Genomic DNA, 23,463 nt, shown 5'->3' with positions numbered 1-23,463 from the left:
GCGCCGTTCTCTCTCGAATGCGGGTGCAAAAGTAATGCTATAAAACATACGGTCCAAATTTATCGGGCATTATTTTTTAGGCTTTTTTTCAAGACTTAACAAGTTATATAATGTACGTACGATAAAACACAATATATAGTATCCTTTTTTCCTAAATCCACTCATACCCCCTCCTATTTAAATAAAATCTGTTTTCTGTTCACCCCATGTTTTTTTAATGAAAGATGTATGAATCCCTTCGTACGATAAAGGATCGCCTGATCAAAATTCAGACAGCTTGCCACCAAGTCCTCCAATAGTCGGTTGCGATCCACCGTGTAAATGTCTACCGCCTCCCCCTTCATATGTTGCGAGCTAGGGGCACCTCCCACTAATCGGTTTAACTCTTCGCTTCGATAGCCACTCATGATATACATAGGCTGTCGATGATATATACGCAAAGGTTCCAACAACCGCACCGTTAGATTCCGTATCGCCGGTATTACCTCCGAAGGCAACGCATTATTAAGTCCAAGTTCCACCGCCATCGCACTATAAATAAACTCGTCCATACGAAAATGCTCTGTCAATCTCTTCTCATCCTTTTCCATCTTAACTCAAATTTTCAATTTTCAATCCTTAATTTTCAATTTATAAGAGTAGTCCACCCCAAACAACGCACCGGCAAACGTACAGATCTCCCCAAATGCGACCAGCACGCTGTTATCTATCTCACCGGAAGGAGCCACCCAAAAACCACAGAATACTAAGGCAAGGCCGGCCACGCAAAGCAGCACGGCCATTACCAGTTGCACGTTAAATCTCACTCGGGCTATCACTATCAGAGCCACCAGCCTCCGCAGTGGCACCATCTTGGGAGATCCGTGAGTACTCCAGTGTCTTCTTCGTATCCTTCAACTCACCTCCCGGAGTGAAAATGATACGCGGCGGGCGCAGCATACTCGAATTGAAATCCTTTTTATCTGTTACACCATCACTACTCACCGAGATCCGAAAACTCCCGAAATCGCCGAACTTTACGATACGACCCTCCTGAAGTTCCATATCTAATACGAAATTAAGGTTATCCAATACCGCCTTCACATCTGCCGACGACACCGTACTACGTGCCGAGATCAACTTACATAGCGTTTTCATACTAGAGATACCATTCGTTTTCGACACCGCATAAAACTTTTTCTCTGAATCCTTCTCGCCCGGCTTCGACGGACGCAACACCAACTTAAAACCTTGTGCCATATCTTTTAATTTTTATGGTTATATACCCCTTATGGAGCACGACACAAAGGTAAGATGGCCCAGAAGAGACGAACGTTCGTAGTTTTATCCATCAAACAAGTAATATTCAACTAATTAAAAATAAAAAAAACCAAAAATACCCCTTTTCAAAGACAACAAAAACCTGCTATTCTTAACTAACATTCAAATCCATATCTCTTTTAAAACTCATCCGTCACCTCCCTCTTTCCGGCGAGCACCAAGACTGCTTCCGCAGAATGCCCCGCCTCTCGCAAATGAGAAGCCAAGCCACGCACCGAGCCCGGATAATCAAACCCCATCAACAAGCAAGAGGCTATTTCCAAGGAGGAAGGGGGAGTCTCACGATCCGTAAACTCCACAAGCTTCACTAGCTCCAACAAGAGTTCCGGACGAAATGGGGAATACAGCAAATCACCACGCACCGTATACTTACGTATATAACACCGTTCGCACTCCCGGTCATGCTCCATATACTTCCGGATAAATTTACGGTACGCCCCGGGCATCTTCCTATAATAATCTCCATATCCCAAACTACACACATCCATTTTCCAAGACTCCCGCTCATCCGGCCCCAACGTTACCAAGAACGCGTCAAAATTCTTCACCGTGGGCTTATGCCCCAATCTCTCTCTCAAACGCTCATAGATCTTTTTCATCATGCGAACGCAGGGGGAATGTTTATCCCTGCGCCGCATATGGCCGGACACCGTACTTACATACGGATTTTCAAACACATATATAAAAACAGAACCGGCCTTCTAAATCCCTTTACGGGAAAAGAAGACCGGTACAAAACCTTGACCTTATATCGATTCTACAAAATCTCTATCATCCTATCTTTTCATCACAAAACCCACATGGTTCCTTCTCTTTTCTTGCAAATGCCTCTGGGGAGGCTCTTCTTTTTTGACGCTATATTTAAATCAACATTAATAGCATAGGCCCTCACGGATAAATCCATAATTTACTTTTTATTTCGCTCTATTCATCCAACACCTCATATTTAGAATGCTGGCTCTTGAACTCAGGAACGATCTCCTTCATCCGCTTCACGATCTGCATATCCCCCTCCACGGCACAAGCACGTACCAAGGCATCAATCCGCAGATTGGCGTCAGCATAATCATACGCACGGACTTGGGCGATCTTGATCTTCGGATGAAAAGTAGGCTTGGAGGTCTCCTCCTCATTGAGTACCTCCTCATACAACTTCTCCCCGTCTCGCAATCCCGTGAACCGGATCTCGATTCCCTTCACCCCGCTCAGACGGATCATACGCTCCGCCAGATCCACGATTCGTACAGGTTTACCCATATCGAACACGAAGATCTCGCCCCCATTACCCATCGTACCGGCCTCTAGGACTAGCTTACAAGCCTCCGGTATCAGCATGAAGAAACGAATGATATCCTTGTGCGTCACCGTAACAGGACCGCCCCGCTTGATCTGCTCCTTGAATAACGGGATCACGGAACCGTTCGATCCCAGCACATTGCCGAAACGAGTCGTCACGAATTGCGTACGCCCCCTCACCTTCCCATCCTTGATAGCCTGATCCAAGCTCTGCACGTAGATCTCGCAAATACGTTTCGAGCAGCCCATCACGTTCGTGGGATTCACCGCCTTGTCGGTCGATACCATCACAAACTTCCTCGTGCCGTATTTCACCGCCAAGTCTGCGATCACCCGGGTACCGTCCACGTTGTTGCGGACACTCTCCTCCGGATTATCCTCCATCATAGGTACATGCTTGTAAGCCGCGGCATGAAACACGTAATCCGGACGATGCTCCTCGAACAATTCCTCCATGCGTTCACGTACACAAATATCGCTCACAACCGTATAGGATTCTATATCCGGCCACCCACGAGCCATCATCAAGCGGACATCGTGTAAGGGAGTCTCCGCCTGATCTATCAAGACCATACGTTCCGGGGCGAACTGGGCTACCTGCCGCACGATCTCACTACCGATACTTCCGGCGGCTCCTGTTATCAGAATCCGCTTACCGGTAAGCTGCTTCCTCACCGCCTCCAAGTCTATCTCGATCTTATCACGGGGCAGTAAATCCTCTATATTCACCTCCCTCAGCTGGGTATGGCTCAAGTCGCTCCTCCCGTCCCACTCTTGGGCGGCAGGAGTCATATAGATCTTTATATTCGCCTTGATCAGCCTGTCCACCATCTCCTGATTATTCCGGATCGCCTCAACTTTCAATGGAGACACCAGCAAGACATTAGACCGTTTTTTCCTCATCACAGAAACCAATTCCTCATCATTCGGGTAAACCTTGACTCCCATTAAATATCGATACTCTATCTCCGCTATGTCCGAGATAAACCCCGCCAGCACAAACCGGGCCGGATCCTGATTCTGGATACTCTTCGCCAAACTCACCCCACCTTGCTTCACGCCATAGATAAACGCACGCTCCGCCTTAGCCACCCGGAAAGTACTCACATAAAAGAATTTAACGAACACACGCATCATCCACATCAAGCTCATAGCCAACAACGCGGAGAGGATCAGATCCCGTTTACGGATATACATCAAATAAGGAGAGAAATCGGTCAGTGCCTGAAACACGACCACACAAATCAAGCCAAACAAGACGGCGAACCCCACCTTTTGCAAGTCCACGAAAGAGGAATAACGTATAATCCCCGAATAGGTATGGAACAGGCGAAAGCCTACCAGATAAGGAATCAAGCATACCAACAGCGTGACCAATAGATGCCCTAAGATATCCAAGGTTGATAATACCCCGTTATTCAAGGTATACACCAATAAGCCGGAAAATAGGATCAAGCAGCAATCCAGCAAGATAATACCCCAATAGGGTAAGGATTTCTTGGAAAAGTACCAGGTAGATAGTCGAGAAAAAAGACTCATAATAATCTCAATATATTTTTCTTTAAACAATTAACGATATAGGCCATATCCTTAGCACATAAGGATCAGGGGGGTATCACTCATGTAAGCAAGTAAAATCCACATAAAAACCATAACTTAATTCTCTTTTATAATCGAAGCTAAATATTCTTCATGCAAACAATAGTATTTTTTCATAAATACCACATACAACAACGCCACCACCACTACTACCGCCAACAAATACAACCAATGTGCCGTTACGGTATCAGGTATCACATAGATAAATGCCAAAGAAACCGCCAATTGTAAACACATATATACCAACGACACTTTAACGTGACCAATCTTAAGTTCATTCGCCATCAACTGATAAGCGTGTTTACGATGCGCTTGACCTAGATTCTCATGCAGTAGAACGCGATGTATTATCGTCAAACAACCATCCACACCATAAACCAATAAAAAGAGCAAGTAAGTCACGTCCGTTGTCTTAATAATCAGACTGCCTATCATAAACAGCAAAATATAGGCTATACTTATAGAACCTACATCTCCGGCGAAGCACTTAGCCTTTCCCTTGGGACGAAAGTTAAAAAGACAGAACACCAAAACACTAAGTGCCGAAACGTAGATCAAAGACGGATCAACAAAACCGGACTTCTCGTTTACCAACATCAATGGAAGCAATACTGATAGAGAATAACCAGCCGTAATGCCATTTATACCATCCATGAAATTAATGATATTCGAGGCTCCCACACAAACGATAAGCGCCAACAACAGCACCCACCACATATTCAGGCGCAATATATCCAATTGATAAAACATCATCACCATGGCAATGAATTGGGCCACCAAACGCACAGAATCAGGCAAGCTACGTACATCATCTATAAAACTTACGCCCCCAATTAAGGTAACGGCCATAAGAAACCACGGCGTAGAAAATCCAAAAAAGAAAGCCCATGTCCATAAACCCAGTAAAAAGATAATGCCACCACCTCTCAAGACAATAGAGGCATGGGAACTGCGCTCGTTGGGTTTATCAATGATATTAAACTTATCCGCTATATGGAAATAAAAAAGCTCCGCAAAAAATAGCAAAGCGAAAATCAGTACATAAAGCAAGCCGTTCATATCTTATCACTTCTTAAAGCTAAGAATAGTACAAGCCAATCCCTCTTTTGCGGATACCGGCATCTTTTGTAACCCCAAAGCCTTTTTTATTTTAGCATTACTTACCACATAATTCTCTGTCAGCTTCTGCATACGAAACGGATTGAGTGGAAGATGTAGCCATCCACCCATCTCTGCCATCACGTTCATTACCCCTTTAGGGATATACAAAATTCTCGTCTTCTTACCCAACGCCTCACAAATCACCTCGATTAATTCATTAGTAGACAACGGATCGTCATCAGCCATATGATAGATGCCGCTCTCTACCTTTTGAGTCAAGAAACCTTCTATCACTGTACAGAGGTTCTGTACGCTAGTGAATGAACGACGATTCTCAAATGCCCCAAGCGGCCAAGGAATCCCTTTACTCACTACATTATATAACAGATTCAAATTCCCCTTATTTCCCGGGCCATGAATCATACAAGGACGCATGATATATACCTGTTTGCCGGGATAGATAGAACTATCTCCAAACGCATGATACAAATTGCCTAACGCTTCAGGCGCAAACCTCTCGATGATATAGCTCTCAGCCTTGATTTTACTTTCACCGTACGGTCCTATGGGAACAGGTACACATTCTTCGGTTAGTATATCTCCTTGTACAGAATCAGCCGCACTTTTTACCGTAGAAAAAAAGATAAATTTCTTGATAGAAGGCCGAGCCAAAAACCAATCAAAAATTCGTTGGGTCAATCCCGTATTAATCTTAAAATAAGTATCTGCGGCATTCCTATTTTTAGTATCATGCGCTTTCCCCGCCAAATGGATCACCGCGTCAAATTCCGGCATCTCCTTATCTAAGTCATCCCAAGAAAAAGTCTTTATCACACCGTCCTTTTCCGGGGTAACAATATCCAAACCATAGAGGCCATGACGCTCCTTCAAGGCAACAACCAGATTGGAACCCACAAAACCGTGGATCCCTGTTATTAATATATTCATCGTGAATTTATTTACGGCATGTCATTTCAAGTCTTCCAACTTGACCAACGGAGTCTTATCCCATTCTATGATAGAGTCAGCCTGTTTTACACTCATAAAGTCATAATGGCTCAACAAGCGTTGGAATTTACCAAAAGCACCCTTAATACCCACATAACTTTTAAATCGTCTCATAACAGGCAAGGATCGGATAATCGGTTGCCCCGTGTCAAAATCACGAGGATGGAAATAAGTCATCATATAGGTACAATCCTTAGCCCAATAATCAATCAGCCAATAAGGAAATAAACGGAAAAATCCTCCTCCCGAGAAAACGATATATTTTCCACATATTGCTTGTATATTAATAGGGAACTCCTTGATAAACCCACCGAAACCCAAGTCTATCCGTTTCGGAACACCCATTCCATAACTAGGCATTCCACCATAATCATGGGGGGCAGGGAACATAGAACAATCATACTCGAACCCCAACTCTCCCAAACAACGAAGTGCCCACGTATTATTTTTAGTAATCGAGAACCCCGGAGCACGAAAGGCGTTCACTTCTTCCCCTATTAGATCTTCTATCAACGATTTAGCCCTAGCAGTATCCTTTTTGAAGTCTTTTTCATTGAAGCGAAAAGATAACTCATGCTGATACGAATGACAACCAATATGATGCCCTTGCTTTTGGATAGAACGAATCACACCAGGATGCCTTTCGGCTATCCAACCTAAACAGAAAAACGTCCCTTTCAAGTTTCGTTTATCCAACTCCTCCAAAATGCGATCCACCCCTTGATATATGCGAACCTCGTGTCTATCCCAGTCAAAATCCTCTGATATAAAATCACAATTATACCAGTCTTCGATGTCGAAAGTCAAGATATTCATCCTTTATCAAACTAAATCATAACTTGACAAATTCACGTCCCAATTCTTTATATCATATAGAGTATCATCAAAATATGATTTGTCAATCAAATTACAAGTAAAATGAAAATGTTTAGGTTCAAATCTATGAGGTATCTTAATCAATGAAACCGGAACAAAATCTAAATCCCCCACATACATGATCAAATCAATATCCTTTGATCGCTCTTGGTATATGGATCGTACCGCAAACTCAAAATTTGAGCGGTTCATAGGATATACATCTAAAAGAAAAGCGGTCTTAACTGGATTAAAATTTTGATGGCGATCTTTATGATCCTCTATTCGATAAACATACTTACAGCCTTTTATATCCCGTATTTCATATTGCCCCTTATTCCATCTATAACGGACTTTATCGAAAGACTCACGATCCTTCTCAAAAACAAAGGAACGAATCTTTTTCCCTTTGGATAAATGGGACATCTTGATCAAAGACCAAGAAAAAAGTCTAAAGAAAGGATCAAGCCATCTCATCCTCGGAATGATCGGACCAATCTTGATCGGAAGGATATAAGTGGTCAAACGGCCTATATCTTTTACCTTAAACCCTTTTATCATCACCGGATAAGACTCGTCATTCGGGAAACCAAACAACAATTTGCACCCTATGCCTCGGAGACAAGGCCAACAAGCCCTTTCCGTCTCATAAAAAGTAAAGAAATCCCGGTATTCCTTCTTTACCATTGAATCAAAACCTAGAGCCGCAATGAATTTCTCACCCTTCTTCTTATAATAAAAAGGCATATATACATAATAAGCGACTAAGAGGCCCTTGTCATACATCAAACTATGTACGGAATATCCCAATGGAGCATTAAAACACTCCTCACGAACCGTAAGGATATCTCTTTGCAAGCCAAATACCTCGAAAAAGAGTGTATTTATGGACTCTATCTCCGCATCGGATAACTCTCCGGTTTTTTTCACGACCGAATCCATATCACAGTTTTTGCGTTAATACCCTTTCTATATCCTCGAAACACTTCATCCCGGAGATCTCCTCCGGATCGAACTCGACACCAAACTCGGATTCCAACTCCACGATCAAATTCAAATGGCGCAAGGAATCCCATTTATCACAGTTCTGTTGGGATAACGCTTTTGTCGCACTCTCCAATCCTAGCACGTTCTTTAATACGAACAATATCTTTTCTTCCATAATATCAATATGTTATTTTATAATAGGATGGGATTTTTATCTCCGCACCCATGTTCAAATGGTAGAACTTGCTTCCGTCCTTATCCTGGCTATCCAAGACAAAATCGGTTCGCTCATAGAAGCCTGAAACTTGCATATTCTTAGCTGTCGGAATATAAGACGCTTTTACGAGCTTAACACCTCTATTCCTCAGTATATTAAGAATACCGGATAAGAAAGCCTCCTCTATCCCTTTCCCCAGAATCCGGCAACTGAGCAAGAAACTATCGATCTCATACCCCCCATCGACAGGTCTCAACAATACCGCTCCGGTTATCCCATTATCCCCGAAACGATCCTTGACGAAAAGACAATAGATCAACCAGCCCTCGGAGGAAAATCCCATGAGATCCGACTCCGAATACCTTCGGGTCGTCAGATTGAACTGGTTCGTCTTATGGGTCATCTGGGCGATACGGGATACATTGAACGAGCTTATCGGTTCGATCCTCATCTCGATCTCCAGACTCTGTAGATACTGATCGAAATCCACAAATTTCTTTCGCTCTTGTGTACGGCTCGCATTCGCCTTGTACTGCTCGGTCTTCCGCCGATCCTCCTCCGTCACCGAATAGACACGGAAATAACGATCCGACAAGGTGATCAAGAAATCGGGTAGCATATAAGGCTGTTTTGGAAACTCGGGAACCTCCACCATCGGAAGCATTTGGCGGACCAACTCACGCTCCGTCGGGTTATCATCCACGAAGACGAGACTGTCCAGACCTATGTTCAGCTCCTCCGAAAGCTCCCTTATGTTATCCGCCTTGTTCCGCCAATTAATACGCCAAGCCGAGAAATGTTCCTTCCGTAACAACACGAAAGGATTCTTCTCCCACAAATCCAACACGTCCCGCTCGTTGTTCTTGCTACAGATCGTCAGTATGACACCTCTCTTGGCCAGTTCCAACAAGCCTTCCTGAAAATACAGGAACGCCTTGCCCGGATAATCACCTCCTATCTTTATTCCATCTATACCGTCCTCCCCGAGGACTCCCCCCCAAAGCGTATTGTCCAGATCCAATACCAGACACTTCTTCCGGCAGAGGCTTATCTCCCTCAAACGATCCTCAAACCAGCAAGAAAAGTCGGAAGCCAGCTTAGGGTTAATGCCCATTTGGGAAATAAAATAGAAACGCCAGTCAAATAATTGGCTGGAAGAATAACGGCGAGTGAAATCCGGCAGATCCACATACCGGACATTACTCCTCTCCGAGGCGAGCGAGCGTAGATACTTGTTATAGGTCTCTATGCTCTCCTGTACCTCCCATTCTGAACCGACCCATTGAAACGGACAAAGATCAACCAAGGAGAAGACCAGCACGCTCTTATGTGCCGGTATCTTTTCTATTACCCACCTCAACTTATCGATATAGGATAACACCTCCTCCGCCACACGGCACCTATCAAACCCGAAAGGGACTTGGTAGAACCAGATATAGCGATCCGCTCCCTCTTCCAGCGAGGAAATATCCCCATAGCCGGAGTAACGAGCATCCAGATTCCCGAACAAAGGCTCAAGCGTGTTGTTCCGAAATATATAATATCTCATCTTAATATTCTATCAGCTTTGAGATTCTTAGATTTTCCAAGGAAAGATAAGCCGTTCCCCAGGCCAAGCCCGCCCCAAAACCGGCCATAAGCACATGCCGCCGTCTCGGGAAACTGCCATCATACATGGTATGGACCATGTTCAAGGGAATGGAGGCGGCACTGGTATTGCCAAAATACCCCAAGCTATACGGCACCCTATCCAACGGGAACCTCAATTTCTTGGCGAAGAAATCCGTCATGAAACGGTTGGCCTGGTGGAAATGGATTATATCCACATCTTCGATCCCCATACCTAATACTTTCAATATCTCCTTTATACCCGAGGGAACAACCCGCAAACCAAAATTGAAGACATCCATTCCACGCATGTGCAACTGCTCACCGCTCAGGATATTCCCCTCCTCATCCACTTTTCGCTCAAATCCCTCCGTGCTACTAGGATTCCGGTATCCCCCGTACGGCACGCGGAGCATATCCGAGCCACCCCCATCAGAATGAAGCACGAAACAGGAGGGGCCATACCCATCTCCTTTCTCTATCAACGTGGCGGTACCGGCATCGCCGAACAACGGTGTCGTCACCTTGTCATGATCCGATACGGTCTTGGACATGGTCTCTCCCACCAGCAAAAGGACACGTCCTATCCCATCCTGCGAGGCCAAGGAATAAGCGATGGATAATCCATACACATATCCGGAACAAGCCATGTTGATATCAAACGCCATCACCGTTTTTGGCAAGCCCAAACGATCCTGCAAGGAAGGCGCAGTGGACGGTTGACGGTAATCCGGAGTCTGGGAGATAAAGATCAGAGCACCGATAGAGTCCCTGTCAATGCCATGCTCCGAGAGCAACCGCTCCGCGGCCTTGCTGCAAAGATCGGAGGAACAGACATCCCGCTCCGCTATTCTCCTCTCACGAATACCAATGGAATGGATGGTCTTTTCCAAATCCGCCTTGGGGATCAAATTATCCAGTTCGGAATTCCGTACAACCTTTTGGGGGACACAAGCTGAGACCGAATGAATCCCCACATCTGTATATTTCAGTATCGCCATAGCCTATAAAACCGTAAATCCTCCATCGACAACAAGGTTGGCCCCTATAGTAAATGTACTTGCATCTGACAATAAATAGATTATTGCCCACGCTATCTCCCGGGGATCCGCATAACGTTTCAAAGGATAAAGCTCCATATCTTTATTCAGTTGTTCTTGAGTAATATCATCATTATGTATCAAAGGTGTTTCAGTCATTCCCGGCAAGACAGCATTAACCCGAATTCCTTTAGAAGCCAACTCTATAGACATGTTTCGCATCATCGCAGAAAGAGCTCCTTTTGTTGCTGAATACATAGAGTTTCCAATATGCGCAGTAATCGGGCCATCTATCGAGGACAAAAAAACAATAGATCCCCCTTTCCGTAATAATTTTTTCTTTAATAATAATTGAGATAATACTACTGGTGCAAAAAAGTTTATGTTGAATATATTCTCCAATCGCTCTTTCTTTAAGAATTGAAATAAAACCGTATCACTGATACCTGCCGCATGTACAATACCGTTTAAAACTGGAACTCGCTCTACCAAGAATCGTATCCCATCATCTTCTCCCAAACCAGCCGCAATCACAACGTGCCCCTCTCCTTCTAGTGAACTTAAAGTCTGTTGTAACCGAGCCTCATCACGTCCCGTAATTATAACTCTAGCTCCTAATTTCGAACATTCAATGGCCGTAGCTTTTCCTATACCAGAAGACGCTCCCGTTACCAATATTGTCTTTCCTTCTAATGAATATGGATTATAACTCATAATTATTTATATTTCGACCAAATCACTTATCATTACATTCTCATCCAACTCGAAATAACCGGTTCCCCAAGACAGGCCAACCCCGAAACCACAAACCGCGATCTTACTCCTCCGTGTTCTCAACGAACAGGCTGTCACCAGCGTCAAAGGTATGGAGGCACTACTTGTATTGCCAAAAAGAGGCATGGAGTAAGGCACCTTCTCCTCCGGTAATTTTAATTTCTTCCGGATCTTATTATTCATGAAATAATTAGCTTGGTGCATCACGAAATAATCCAAGGACTCCCAATCCAATGAGAAGCGCTCCATCAACAGGTTGAAACTCTGAGGAGCCTTCGTTATCCCGAACGAGAAAACGCTCATGCCATCCATCTCCGTGTTCAAACGTGTCCTTCGTAAACCTTCCGGAGTCGTATAAACATCCAATGATTGGTTATCAAAAGGATGTCTATAACCCCCATCACGGATAATGATAGCCTCATACCCACTTCCATCTGTAGAAAAATGAAAACGGACAGGCTCATATCCTTCTTGATACTCTAAAGCCGTGGCGGTTCCGGCATCACCAAACAAGGGATAGGCGCTCTTATCCAACGGTGAGGATTGCAAATGGCAGATCTCCCCGGAAAGAAGCAAGCCCTTCTTTATCTGCCCGGAGGACAGCAGGGAAGTGATCACGCTCAAACCATAAACCCAACCCGAGCAGCCCAAGGATATATCCATGGCGTAACAACTCTCAGGTAATCCCAAACGTTCCTGCAAGATGCAAGCCGTAGCCGGCAAGATATAATCCGCTGTTTGAGACACAAACAACAAACACTCGATCTCTGATTTATCCCAACCTAAATCCTTAATAAGGCGTTCAGCCGCTGAGAGGCAAAGATCAGAGGAACAGACCCCGGGATCAGCGATACGCCTCTCCCTAACGGAGGTGGAGGCGATATATTTCTCCGCCTCACCCTCCTCAAAATAGGGATAATCCTGATTGTACTCCACATGTTTCGGAACTCCGGCTGAGATGCCGGAGATCCGTACATTCTTGAATTCCAGAAAAGCCATCAGAGACGGGATTTAACGATTTCGTAAAGATCATTGATCGTTTGCGAATTACGCACATCGTCACCCTTGATCTTCACGTCATACTCCTCATCTATCATGGCGATCACGGACAAGGCCGTCAACGAGGACCACTCTTCCAACTCCTTGAACTTTGTTTCCGGAGTAAACACGCTTGCGTCAGTGTCATCGAACTGATCCGCAAAATTTTGAATGAACTCTTTTATTTCCATAGTGTTATCAACTTTTTAATTAATAAATGAATTAATGAATCTGACAATATATTTCTTTTTAACTTCAATATAGGTTTAGATAAAAAACCATAAGTATAAATAATCGAGGCATCGAACCATGTGAATATATATGTATCATTTCTCCTATTCTCTATTTTTTTGAGAACATAATCACAAATAGTCCATGGGTACAACTTAATAACTACTTTTCTGTCTCCAACATAAATATCATTGAAAGTGAGGTCTTTTAAGATCCTCAACTCTGGCTTAGATGGACAAGAAGCAAAACGAAGTAAAGTAGGCACTCCTATATCCTCGAAAAGAGAAGACAAATCGTATCGCAATAAATCAGACCCCATCACAAAATCCAAGAACCCTTCCGTCAAGCATAATATATATTGATTTTTTTCCTTAAAGGAGTCCGATATAGTATTGGGTGAAAATTCCGGATATATTATCCCATCCTCCTCACGATACCTTAATAGCGTAGAATCATCAGAGGCTGAGAAATAATTCTCCAACACATATACCAACGCAAATAAATTGTATGTGTATTCCGGTTCCCGGATGTAATCCTCAAAATAATACCCGGCCTCATAATCTCCTATACTTGAGATCATATGACGGGTTTCTTTCACTCCCAAGAAAAATGACAAATAAGAAAACGTGTTTTCCTCACGACGCAAGATATAATTAAGCACACGGTTGGTATTACCCTTCCAGCCAATATCCACCATACCCGGATTTTTGCTATTCAAGAATCCCTCTTGTTGTAAATAAGACAGCAACAAGCGCCTAGCTTCTTTCGACTTGTTCAACAAGACCATAGCCAAAGAAGACGTTCTTATTCTATCGTAAAACAGCGATCTCATTTCCGTGCCTAAAGGCTCATCCAACTCATCGGCACTAAATTCATGTATGAACTCACTTTCATCCAAGGTCAACGAAGAAAGTAACTGACGAGGAGTATACCCTACCATGTCAGAAAAAACCAATTCGAACTCATCGTCAGATAAATCATATAAACAAGAGACAAACACCACTTTTCTCGATATATACAGATAGTGAAAATTCATCTCTGGGAACAAGGCTTGCAATCTCAATGCCATCCGATACCAAACGAAACTGTCCCTAGCAAGAAAGAATAATTGATCTACACCCTTATTTCTAGCGTCATGTAAGACCTTATACACAAACAAAAAATAAGGGACTAGCAACACGTTCACAAAAAAATCCAGACGATCCAAACAAGGAAGCGACAGTCGATAAGCCCGAGCTAATCCAGCCAAATAAGACGGTAAATATTTTTTACCGGATGATTGCACACCATTCAACCAAAGATTCTCGTAAGAAGTATAAGGATGATATATCCTCCTTGATCGTATAAACATAGACTTAGGCACATAATAATCACTATATAAATTATCCCCTATATGTACCCACGAACATCTCGTTATATGTTCCTTTCTTTGAACATATCGAAATAAATTTCCCGAATATTTTGTCAAGCCGATCTCTCCAGATACATATATGCTATCTCCTTCTTCCCAAAATCCAAACTGTCGCAACAAAGACCTCAAAAAATCAGAAGGTAAATACATATCCGATATAAACAATATCCGCCCGCTCTTTTTCCGATAGTCTCGAATCAAATCCAACACATGTCGAACCGGAGATAAATTCTCACTCTCCACATCCAGTTCTAACTGCTTAAGTATCGGTATCGTTAGATTTGGAAATGATTCCAAGCAAAGATGACGATAAATATCATCCAAGGTAACATCTTCCTTACCTAATTCTTTTCTCGCCATTTTCTCCGCATTCAAACGAGAATTAACCAGCTCTTTCAGATAAGACAGATCTACCTCACCCAACGCACGGTCAGCCCATAGACGGAACAGATTATCCGGACACCCACACTTCCGGACTAGACAGGTATCAAAAATATCAAAAGAATAGGTCTTTTTCATCTCAAAGAGTCATAAACTTGTTTCAATTGCTCCGCATAGACCTCTTCTGTAAAAGAATTGATTGCTTTCTTCTTCGCCCTATTTTGAATATCAGTTGTATCCATATTCAAGACCTTCTCCATTAAGAAGATTAGTTCTTCATTCGTATTATACAGAAATCCAGTCTTCTCATGTTCTATTAATTCCGCAGTTCCTCCCGAATTCCTACCTATGACAATACAGTCATTTAGCATAGCCTCAGCTGTTACCCGTCCATAAGCCTCATTTTCCGAACACATCAAAAGAGCTCTTGATCTCTTCATTAAACTCTTCACATCATTTCTATAACCTAATAGAACAACTCTATTTGTCAATTTTTCATTAACTATAATATGCTTTATTTTTTTAGTAATTGAAGGAGTTCCTGTTCCCGCCAAATACAATTTAACATCTCTATTTTTAGCAATCTTTGAAAAAGCATACAATGCATCAAACACTCCCTTACTTTTACTCAATATACCACAATAAATAAAATAATTATCTTTATCAGCTCTCTCAAATGATATATTTTTAACAGACTCAACAGCGTCATATATAACTATTGAAGACGAGTCTTTAATAGAAAAATGAAGCTTTACAATATTAGAAACACAAATTACAAATGTTGATTCATTATAATCTTTACATAATTTTTCAAACCCAACAAATGGCCTCATACTAAAATGTAAATCTAACAAATCCCTCAAATGCCATATATGAGGTATATTCATTTTTTTAGCGACTTTAAATCCAACACTAACCCGAGTATTATTAGTATGAATCAAACCAATATTATTTTTTTTAATAAAATCCAATATTATATAATAAGCATACTTATTCAGCACACAATAATAAATCAACCTAAACACATATAAAAAAACACTTAAAACATTATTTTTATAAATATAACTATTATATCTAAATGGTATAATTTTATATGGGATAGACAAACTTTCCAACAGTGCAACAAAAGGGCCACCAGAAGGCAATATAACAAAAACATCCCTTGATATACCTAATCCTTTAATCATATTAATCAACGAGAGGTTTGCGCCATAAACTCCTGCATCATTAACCAAATAAACAATCTTCATACTATAAACTATTTAATTAAAAATGTTTGATATGGATAAATTCCATTATCTCCATAAACACTACTTCCATCATTATCTCTAATAAAAAGCTGAAAAAGTAACACATAAAATAACAATATAGCGTATTTAATACATATATTATTTTTCTTACAAGCAAAATAAAGAGGAATAGCAAAAATTAAAGCTATTCCAAAAACCTCTAAAACCCTACCAAATATATTAATTTTGGCAGCCAAAGCAATCGACAACAAATAACCAATCACCAGATAATACACAGATCCATTTTTATAATCAACCACCAACAAACGTTTTAAAACATAGAAAGGAACTAAGAATTTAAGTATCATACCATATCCCGTATTAAAAATTGTTTCAGAGAAAAAAGAAGTAGCAACATAGCGACCATACCTTGTACCATAAAACCAATCACTATTCAATAGAAACATAAACAAAACATCGAAATAAGAAAGCACAAAAACAGCAACCGAGAATACTAGTAGTATTTTTTTATTTACATCTAACCTATTAACAATAAAAAAAGGAACAAAAAACAAAGCAGAAGTATGAAATAATATAGAAACAGGATATATCATTAAAGATTTTTTTACCTTCCCATTAAAAAGCAAATCAAAAGAAAGCAAAACAATAGATATAGAAATTGCATTTCTTATAGCACTTAAAGAAATCAGATATAACAACAACACATAAAATAAAATTTTTATCGAATAACTTCTTCTAGACAAAAACAATAATGGAAAATAAGAAAGAAAACTAGAAGCAACGAATAAGCTATGTACAGGAAGTCCTATATTTCGCAAGAACACAGTTAATACATAGAATCCATATTCATTCACATCATTCCCATAAACAGAATTAAAATAATCCACATAGTTAGGATAATCAGTTCCTACATTATAACGAATAGCTGCTGGTATAAAAAGAATATTGAAAAGAACAATTCGACATACGATCCGCTGAAATTTTGTTTTTGAGAACTCAGCAAGATATGCTGACAAAAAAGACAGCACTAAAATCATATTATATATCAAATAAGTAAACATATATTACATGTAGTTACACTTTCAATCCAACAACAAAAAGAACAGAATATAACAGTCCAACACAAAATATATAGCATAAAGTAAACGTTCAGTTTTTGAATATTGTTAGTGCTGACCCCTATGGTTATCGACAGCAGATTCTCATAGTCCCTGCAGCCTTTGACGATTTCACGGAAAAATTCCTTTAAGTAACTTAGTGTTTACAAATAAAAGTATTCTAAATCTTCGCTACTATAATACATAAACTTTTAAATTCGTTAGCAACAAACGATAGGGATTTAACTATTGAGCCCTTAATTAAAGGCTTACTGATACCCCCAAAATCTTTTTATTCATTACATCATTAACTCAACACTTGTTTCAAAAAAGAAACTGATTTATCACGCAAAGGAGCCAACAACTCCTCCACCTTATCCCAATCTACAGGGAGATTATAAATCCGTTCAAAATCTCCGGGGACTTTCCAAACGTTATCCGACAAGCTTAGTTTGGAAAGCAAGTTTAATACGCGGCTGTTTCCCTTGGCGTGCGTCCCGGACAGGGGAAAATAAATGAATGGCTTGTGAAAACAAATACAGAAAACCACGCCATGAAAAGAGGTGGTCACCACAAAGCCGGAATACCGGATGAGAGAAAGCCATTCCGGAATAGTAGCATAACGATATTCCACCCCCTCAAACAGCTCCCGACCGGGTAAATACCCACTGGCGGGTGTCACTATCAACGATAGTCCCTCCCTCTCGGCAAACCCTCGAAGTTCCGACCATCGTATATCCTCCTTCTTAGAGATATTGATACTATATATATACATGTAAGGAGAAAACTTTCCCGGTATATCTTCCATGAGAGAAAGATAATCGTCCTTCGAGAGCAACAATGTCGGATCAAGGACATGTACCGCCTCTTTTCCGGCTGCTTGGCAGATAGAAACCCCGCTTTCCTCTCGTACGGACAGGGCATCGAATCGAGACAATCGTCCGGAAAGTTCCGCTTGAAGCCCCGAAGGACATTTATCCACTCCGAAACTAGCCGCATAAGCGATACGCCTTACCCTATCTCCCCCAAAATCCAGCCAAAAGGCACGGCTGTCTTTCCACCTCAATAATACGGGATGCCAAATCTGGTCGCTCCCCCCTATATATACATCCGCAACGGGAGGATCCAGACGTAACTCTTTTAATGTACCGTAAATCCGTTGAGTCTGATTGATATGGTTGTCCCTAAACTCCTCAAAACGGCGCACTTTATTCTTAACCCTATTAACAGCTTCCATACGCCTGACTTCCCGATGTCTCCACCAACCAAGAAGTGGATATATGAGAGCTGTCTTCACCATAATCTTCAACCACTTCCTCCAAACGGATTCTTTATAGAGGTAACGTATTAAGAACGGCTCATGCCCAAGCTTTTTTAAATAACGTTGCAAAGCCCAGCATTGTAATTGCTGACCGTAATTATCATCGCTTTGCCAAAACGTAACGATTCCTATTCTCATTTGTTCATCGATTTATCTTCTTCCTTATAGTCGAGTAAGGAGGGTGGAAGTCCCTCTCCTTACTCGAGCAACTAGTAGCCTAACAGGATACTGAATTTTCTGCCAAGACAATATTCTATAATCCATGCGGTTAAACATATCGTAACGAGCATCGTAATAAAATACAGAATGAACGGACATTCTGGATAATAATACTTTATCAATGGATCTAAGACTAAACGCAACGGTATCATGTGCCATACGTACAACGACATAGAGTGTTCACCAAAATATACGAATAATGATATGCGTGGAAGTTTCTTGAAAACAAACCATAATATATAAATTCCCGATATGGAGAATACTAAATTCAAAATGTAGTATCCCTTTACCTGCCCTAACGAGACAAACATTAAATACTGTGGATCAAATGTCATAATTAGTACGTAGAGAACACAAGCCAATATAAAATACCAAACCCTAAATATAGAGTATTTCATTGAAGCTTTACGAAACATATATCCCCCATAAAAATAGACAATACCCAAGCTAACATTCGAACTATTAAAAACACATGGGAGTATTTTACTATCAACAAAAGAATATAGGTAACAAAGCAAAATAAAGACAAACAGCCTTTTGCCTGAAAGCCTTCTATTCACTATGAAGAATATAACATTCACTAAAAACAGTGACGAAAGAAACCACAAAGCATCATTTGAACGTAAACATCCTAATGGAAGAACGAACGTGAAAGGCTCAAGCCATTTCACCCCCCCCTGTATTAATATTTGTTAATAAATAATCCTTACAATAAACAAAGGGCAAAGAAATGACAGACCATGTTATCAGCGGTATGATAAACTTCTTAACCTTACTCCTAATATACTTCATCTCATTTCCATTCTCAGGGCTTTTGAAGAAAAAGCCGCTAAAAAAATAAAAAGAGGACATAAAAAAACTTAGGGCATTAAAATAGAATTCGGATGCGGCACCTTTTGCATCAAAAAAACCATATATTATAAAAATATGCAGGACGAACATATGCAATAAGCATACACCTTTTACCGAATCAATAGAATAGTCTCTCACCATTGTTCTTGGATTTTAATCATACATAACAACGAATATGAACATTCAAAAACACATTCTTTCAATTAATACACTTTACGGATATCCAATAGCCAATCAGTACGTTCAAATCAAGACACCCCCATCTACAGGGATTATATAGCCAACAATTTGCCTTGCTTCGCCACTAGTGAGAAAGAGAGCGGTTTTAGCTATTTCCTCGGGCATTGTAAAACGTTTACTCGGCTGTCCTTGGAAATAAGCGTTGTCTTCAAAGTTCCTATTATGAGGCAACGCAGGATTGGAGGTCAGGCATGTGCCAGGCGCAATACCATTCACCACGATATCATAAGCAATAAGTTTTCTTGCGATTCCACCAGTCAAGCTATGAGCGCCCCACTTGGCCACGGCATAAGGGTCGAAAAGTCTTTGGTAGCCGGCGATAGAGGTAATGTTGAGTATATTCCCCTTGATTTTATTGTCAATCATATACAGCCCTTCCATTTGGCACATCAAAAACATACTTTTCGTATTGATATCATATGTCCTGTCCAGTACTTCCGCGGTATATGCATTCCACGGTTCATACTTAGACATACCACCTCCTACATTGTTCACGAATATGTCGATTCTACCCATCATGGAAACGGCTTCATCGAACTTCTGCTTATAAGAGTCAAAATCCAAGGCGTCCCATACCAACGTATGAAGCTTGGCATTACTTTCGGAAAGCTGGAAGTTTGACAGTTTTTCTTTACTTCTTCCAGTCACTATAACCTCAGCACCCTCTGCCAAGTACGCCTTAGCCATAGCTCTGCCCAATCCCTCGCTACCGCCAGAAATAAATACTTTCTTATTGGTATATCTCGCATCAGGATTGGTAAATGTAACAGAGACATATTTTACTCCCCCATGTTTAAGGAATTTCAAGAAATTCACGATGTAAGACTTTATTCCCATAATTACTTATTATCTATTTTATCCATTATGTACTTAGTGAATAGTAGGGCTCCTCTCTTGTTAAGATAATAGCAGTTGCGAAACAAGGATTTGTCATCCGAAAATCCAGGCTCTTCCATACAGTCGAAGTACCATGTCTCCCCCCCGTTGGCTTCTGTAATGAAAGAGTCTATCAGTTGCTCTTTGGCAACAGAGGGAAATTTACGGCACAAAGATCTATGCATAGGTGGTATGACCAGGACCAACCTTAACTTCTCCTCTTTGCAATATTCAATCATATCCTTTAACATAGATATAGTCCTATCATATACCGTTCTATGACTCTCTACGAATTTATCATTCAAGTTATTGATATTAAACTGAATAGTCCATCCCTTTATCCAATTCTCAGCATCACGCTCCAGTTGCCTATCTCCCATTATCACTTCTTTGGGCGGAAGGATACGTGTCTTAATGTCACGGATAAATTCCACCAATGGGTATATAGATATAGGGCTATTTTTATATCCCTTTATTTTACTATTCCGGATATAGTGTCCACCGGGAATCGTTCGATAGTCCAAAAAACTATAGCAACGGTCTTCTATGTAATCCACCGCTCCACTGATCGACGTAAACGGACAAAGCGGATAAAACACAATAGCATTATCCTTTAGAAACTTGCGGTATCGCTTGAGTATCAAAAAGTCGCCTACCATCGTCTGCGGCGCCACAGCCCAGTTCATTCCCTTACATCCCATATCGCTGTAATCGAAATCATATACGCCGGAACTGCTGCCTAGATTCACAACGTCCAATGGCTCCTCTTTCATTTCCCAAAATTTCACGCAATCTTTGAAAAGGACCTCGTTGTACCAATGAGAAGACTTAATGAATGTATTGATTTTGTTCTTTATATAATGTTTCATGAGATCTTCTGTATTAACAAATTCTCTGATCATTGTTTAGTCTTGCTCATCTTAGTCTGAATCCAACTGACTATTTTTTTTCTTTCGGCACGTGTTATTCCTACGTATAAGATAAGAATCATCAATACGACCTCTGTAAGCAAGGATAGAATAATGAACCTCTGCCATCCATCCTCCATCAAATATACGATGGCCGTAGGCACAATTACAGAACAGGCACCAACTAAGACACATGGGAGAACAGCGCCAACTAAAAGTTCACGTATGTTGAAATGTACATAAGAATAGACAATGAAATAAGCATCAATCATAACAGTTATATTAATGATGACGAGAACTATGAACACCGCATAGGCAGGAGCACCCATTTTCAATATGGCATAACTAATAGGCAAGGACAATATCATTATGGTTCCATTGAGCGAATTCCCCAGCTTCATCTTGCCGATAGCGTGAAAGGCCATAATCATGGACGCACGGAAAACCTCGGCAAGACTGAGTAAAAGTATGATCAAAGTGAATACATACGTATCAGGAGGAGTGGCTTTGCCCAGCCATAAGTTTAATATGAACCTCAACTCAAAACAGATGGGCAAGATTAATGCCAACATCAAGAAGAACGAATAACGTGCGGACTTAAACGTAAGTGAGTACATCCTCTCATAATTGTGTTCGGCAAAACTTTTAATTACCTGCGGCCTCGTGGCCATAAGAAAATTAATCACAAAATGGTTGACAGCCGTTTGGATTTGATAAGCCACCGCACGTGCCGCGTTGACCATGGGACCGAAAAATAAGTTGAGAAGGATATTAATACCTTGCCCTTGGCTTATTGATGCCAATCCGCCAAACATCTCCCACCCTGAATAAGCCAGCTGCCTTTTATATAAAGTCTTATCCGTAATCCATCTGAAACGGCACTCCTGATAACGCCGATACGTATAAAACCTATAAAAAAACTGAATCAAAAAAGTATTCAGCATTAACAACAAAGCATAAAACACCAAGTCATCCATGGGAGATAAGGAAAGGAGGTAAGCGATAGCTAATCGCGAAAACGCATCATATAAGCCTACATAGGCATAAATAGACATATTTTCATGGGCTATCAGTGAAGCATTGTAAGGTACTTGGGTGAAGTTAACCATCACCGTAACAATAGAAAACTGATAGACCCACCACGCAGCCGATAGTCGTTCCACCGGTATAACCATTTTCTCGTAAAAGAACCAGAGGCCTATAGTCTCAGCCAACAGCAAGACAATAAAAGCCACAGCCATATGCAAATTCAATGAAACCGAGAAAGTTCTCTTCAGCATCTCTGCGTTCTTCATTCCCAATTCGTAAGCCAGAAAACGACTGGTTGATGAAGACAGGGCACCGTTAAGCACTCCTATTACGGCCACAATTCCACCTACCGCATTATAAATACCGTAATCCTCTACACCAAGCGTTTGAAGTATCACACGGGAAGTAAATATGCTTACCCCCATGACAAGTAACATACGCACATATAGAAAAAGTGTATTTTTTGCTATACGCTTATTTGTTGAAGATACTTCCTGACTCATTTCAGACTGCCCCTTTTATTTAAATAGCATTCACACGATTATCATTCGTTCACCCCGTTCTTCTGCAGCAGCCTCACAATACTATCCAGGCTGTCAAAATTTTCGGGAATGATGTCAATACCATCAATGACGATATCATATTCGGTGTCGAGAGTATCGACCAGCGTCACTATATCGAAGGAATCGAGCATACCTTCCTCTATAAAGTTTACAGGCTCGCTGAAATCGAATTCGGGACGTAACTCACTCAAAATCGAAATAATTTTCTCTCTCATAATCTTTTTCTCCTTTAATCTTGGCAA

General features: G+C 41.1%; 25 protein-coding genes. All 25 read right to left on the bottom strand.

Going from position 1 to position 23,463, the window contains the following annotated elements:
* Window positions 1–173 precede the first annotated feature (173 nt).
* Window positions 174–590 carry a D-Ala-D-Ala carboxypeptidase family metallohydrolase gene (locus ACESPU_RS19505; protein WP_044547010.1) on the bottom strand — a complete coding sequence of 139 codons (417 nt, stop codon included), beginning with the start codon at window positions 588–590 and terminating at the stop codon, window positions 174–176.
* A gap of 21 nt (window positions 591–611) precedes the next feature.
* Window positions 612–806 (bottom strand): hypothetical protein, encoded by a 195-nt coding sequence (locus ACESPU_RS19500; protein ID WP_140394020.1) that lies wholly within the window; start codon window positions 804–806, stop codon window positions 612–614.
* Window positions 796–1,239 (bottom strand): HU family DNA-binding protein, encoded by a 444-nt coding sequence (locus tag ACESPU_RS19495; RefSeq protein WP_158533127.1) that lies wholly within the window; start codon window positions 1,237–1,239, stop codon window positions 796–798. The genes ACESPU_RS19500 and ACESPU_RS19495 overlap by 11 nt, the downstream gene beginning before the upstream one ends.
* 200 nt (window positions 1,240–1,439) lie before the next feature.
* Complete coding sequence (locus tag ACESPU_RS19490) at window positions 1,440–1,922, bottom strand: hypothetical protein (protein WP_008777799.1); 483 nt, start codon at window positions 1,920–1,922, stop codon at window positions 1,440–1,442.
* A gap of 322 nt (window positions 1,923–2,244) precedes the next feature.
* Entirely contained in the window at window positions 2,245–4,155 is a 1,911-nt protein-coding gene (locus ACESPU_RS19485; RefSeq protein WP_195284183.1) for a nucleoside-diphosphate sugar epimerase/dehydratase, read from the bottom strand.
* Window positions 4,156–4,272: 117 nt separating this feature from the next.
* Window positions 4,273–5,274 carry a glycosyltransferase family 4 protein gene (locus ACESPU_RS19480; RefSeq protein ID WP_158533080.1) on the bottom strand — a complete coding sequence of 334 codons (1,002 nt, stop codon included), beginning with the start codon at window positions 5,272–5,274 and terminating at the stop codon, window positions 4,273–4,275.
* Window positions 5,275–5,280: 6 nt separating this feature from the next.
* The gene (locus tag ACESPU_RS19475) at window positions 5,281–6,264 is read right to left on the bottom strand and encodes an NAD-dependent epimerase/dehydratase family protein (protein WP_158533081.1); all 984 of its coding nucleotides are present in this window, start codon (window positions 6,262–6,264) and stop codon (window positions 5,281–5,283) included.
* Window positions 6,265–6,285: 21 nt separating this feature from the next.
* Window positions 6,286–7,140, bottom strand: coding sequence for a polysaccharide deacetylase family protein (locus ACESPU_RS19470; protein WP_158533082.1), 855 nt, complete (start codon window positions 7,138–7,140; stop codon window positions 6,286–6,288).
* Between the two features lie 6 nt (window positions 7,141–7,146).
* Window positions 7,147–8,121, bottom strand: coding sequence for a hypothetical protein (locus tag ACESPU_RS19465; RefSeq protein ID WP_009018663.1), 975 nt, complete (start codon window positions 8,119–8,121; stop codon window positions 7,147–7,149).
* Window position 8,122: 1 nt separating this feature from the next.
* Window positions 8,123–8,341 (bottom strand): acyl carrier protein, encoded by a 219-nt coding sequence (locus tag ACESPU_RS19460; RefSeq protein WP_009018662.1) that lies wholly within the window; start codon window positions 8,339–8,341, stop codon window positions 8,123–8,125.
* Between the two features lie 4 nt (window positions 8,342–8,345).
* The gene (locus ACESPU_RS19455) at window positions 8,346–9,932 is read right to left on the bottom strand and encodes an HAD family hydrolase (RefSeq protein ID WP_158533083.1); all 1,587 of its coding nucleotides are present in this window, start codon (window positions 9,930–9,932) and stop codon (window positions 8,346–8,348) included.
* Window position 9,933: 1 nt separating this feature from the next.
* Window positions 9,934–10,992, bottom strand: a complete 1,059-nt coding sequence (locus ACESPU_RS19450; protein WP_192922603.1) for a 3-oxoacyl-ACP synthase III family protein — start codon at window positions 10,990–10,992, stop codon at window positions 9,934–9,936.
* A gap of 3 nt (window positions 10,993–10,995) precedes the next feature.
* On the bottom strand, window positions 10,996–11,745 hold the full coding sequence (locus ACESPU_RS19445) for an SDR family NAD(P)-dependent oxidoreductase (RefSeq protein ID WP_121773479.1): 750 nt from the start codon (window positions 11,743–11,745) through the stop codon (window positions 10,996–10,998).
* A gap of 6 nt (window positions 11,746–11,751) precedes the next feature.
* Window positions 11,752–12,804: a 3-oxoacyl-ACP synthase III family protein gene (locus tag ACESPU_RS19440; RefSeq protein ID WP_192922604.1), complete on the bottom strand. Its 1,053-nt coding sequence runs from the start codon at window positions 12,802–12,804 to the stop codon at window positions 11,752–11,754.
* Entirely contained in the window at window positions 12,804–13,034 is a 231-nt protein-coding gene (locus tag ACESPU_RS19435; protein WP_057325855.1) for an acyl carrier protein, read from the bottom strand. The genes ACESPU_RS19440 and ACESPU_RS19435 overlap by 1 nt, the downstream gene beginning before the upstream one ends.
* Window positions 13,025–15,004 carry a hypothetical protein gene (locus tag ACESPU_RS19430; RefSeq protein ID WP_158533084.1) on the bottom strand — a complete coding sequence of 660 codons (1,980 nt, stop codon included), beginning with the start codon at window positions 15,002–15,004 and terminating at the stop codon, window positions 13,025–13,027. The genes ACESPU_RS19435 and ACESPU_RS19430 overlap by 10 nt, the downstream gene beginning before the upstream one ends.
* Window positions 15,001–16,116 carry a glycosyltransferase gene (locus ACESPU_RS19425; protein ID WP_158533085.1) on the bottom strand — a complete coding sequence of 372 codons (1,116 nt, stop codon included), beginning with the start codon at window positions 16,114–16,116 and terminating at the stop codon, window positions 15,001–15,003. Before ACESPU_RS19425 ends, ACESPU_RS19430 begins: the two co-directional genes overlap by 4 nt.
* Window positions 16,117–16,124: 8 nt before the next feature.
* Window positions 16,125–17,153, bottom strand: coding sequence for an EpsG family protein (locus tag ACESPU_RS19420; protein ID WP_192922605.1), 1,029 nt, complete (start codon window positions 17,151–17,153; stop codon window positions 16,125–16,127).
* Window positions 17,154–17,520: 367 nt separating this feature from the next.
* Entirely contained in the window at window positions 17,521–18,672 is a 1,152-nt protein-coding gene (locus tag ACESPU_RS19415; protein ID WP_158533087.1) for a polysaccharide pyruvyl transferase family protein, read from the bottom strand.
* A gap of 71 nt (window positions 18,673–18,743) precedes the next feature.
* A complete protein-coding gene (locus tag ACESPU_RS19410; protein WP_158533088.1) occupies window positions 18,744–19,424 on the bottom strand; it encodes an acyltransferase family protein in 681 nt (226 codons plus the stop codon).
* A complete protein-coding gene (locus ACESPU_RS19405) occupies window positions 19,411–19,746 on the bottom strand; it encodes an acyltransferase family protein (RefSeq protein ID WP_158533089.1) in 336 nt (111 codons plus the stop codon). Before ACESPU_RS19405 ends, ACESPU_RS19410 begins: the two co-directional genes overlap by 14 nt.
* Window positions 19,747–19,848: 102 nt before the next feature.
* A complete protein-coding gene (locus ACESPU_RS19400; protein WP_158533090.1) occupies window positions 19,849–20,682 on the bottom strand; it encodes an SDR family NAD(P)-dependent oxidoreductase in 834 nt (277 codons plus the stop codon).
* Window positions 20,683–20,684: 2 nt separating this feature from the next.
* Window positions 20,685–21,590: a hypothetical protein gene (locus ACESPU_RS19395; RefSeq protein WP_005859204.1), complete on the bottom strand. Its 906-nt coding sequence runs from the start codon at window positions 21,588–21,590 to the stop codon at window positions 20,685–20,687.
* 29 nt (window positions 21,591–21,619) lie between these two features.
* Complete coding sequence (locus ACESPU_RS19390; RefSeq protein WP_227157558.1) at window positions 21,620–23,083, bottom strand: hypothetical protein; 1,464 nt, start codon at window positions 23,081–23,083, stop codon at window positions 21,620–21,622.
* Window positions 23,084–23,202: 119 nt separating this feature from the next.
* The gene (locus ACESPU_RS19385) at window positions 23,203–23,436 is read right to left on the bottom strand and encodes a hypothetical protein (protein ID WP_008779271.1); all 234 of its coding nucleotides are present in this window, start codon (window positions 23,434–23,436) and stop codon (window positions 23,203–23,205) included.
* Between the last annotated feature and the right edge of the window lie 27 nt (window positions 23,437–23,463).

The organism is Parabacteroides sp. 20_3, assembly GCF_964238835.1.
GTDB classification, from domain to species: Bacteria; Bacteroidota; Bacteroidia; order Bacteroidales; family Tannerellaceae; genus Parabacteroides; species Parabacteroides distasonis.
The sequence above is the reverse complement of the archived record's forward strand: the minus strand, read 5'-3'. Positions and strand labels throughout refer to the sequence as shown.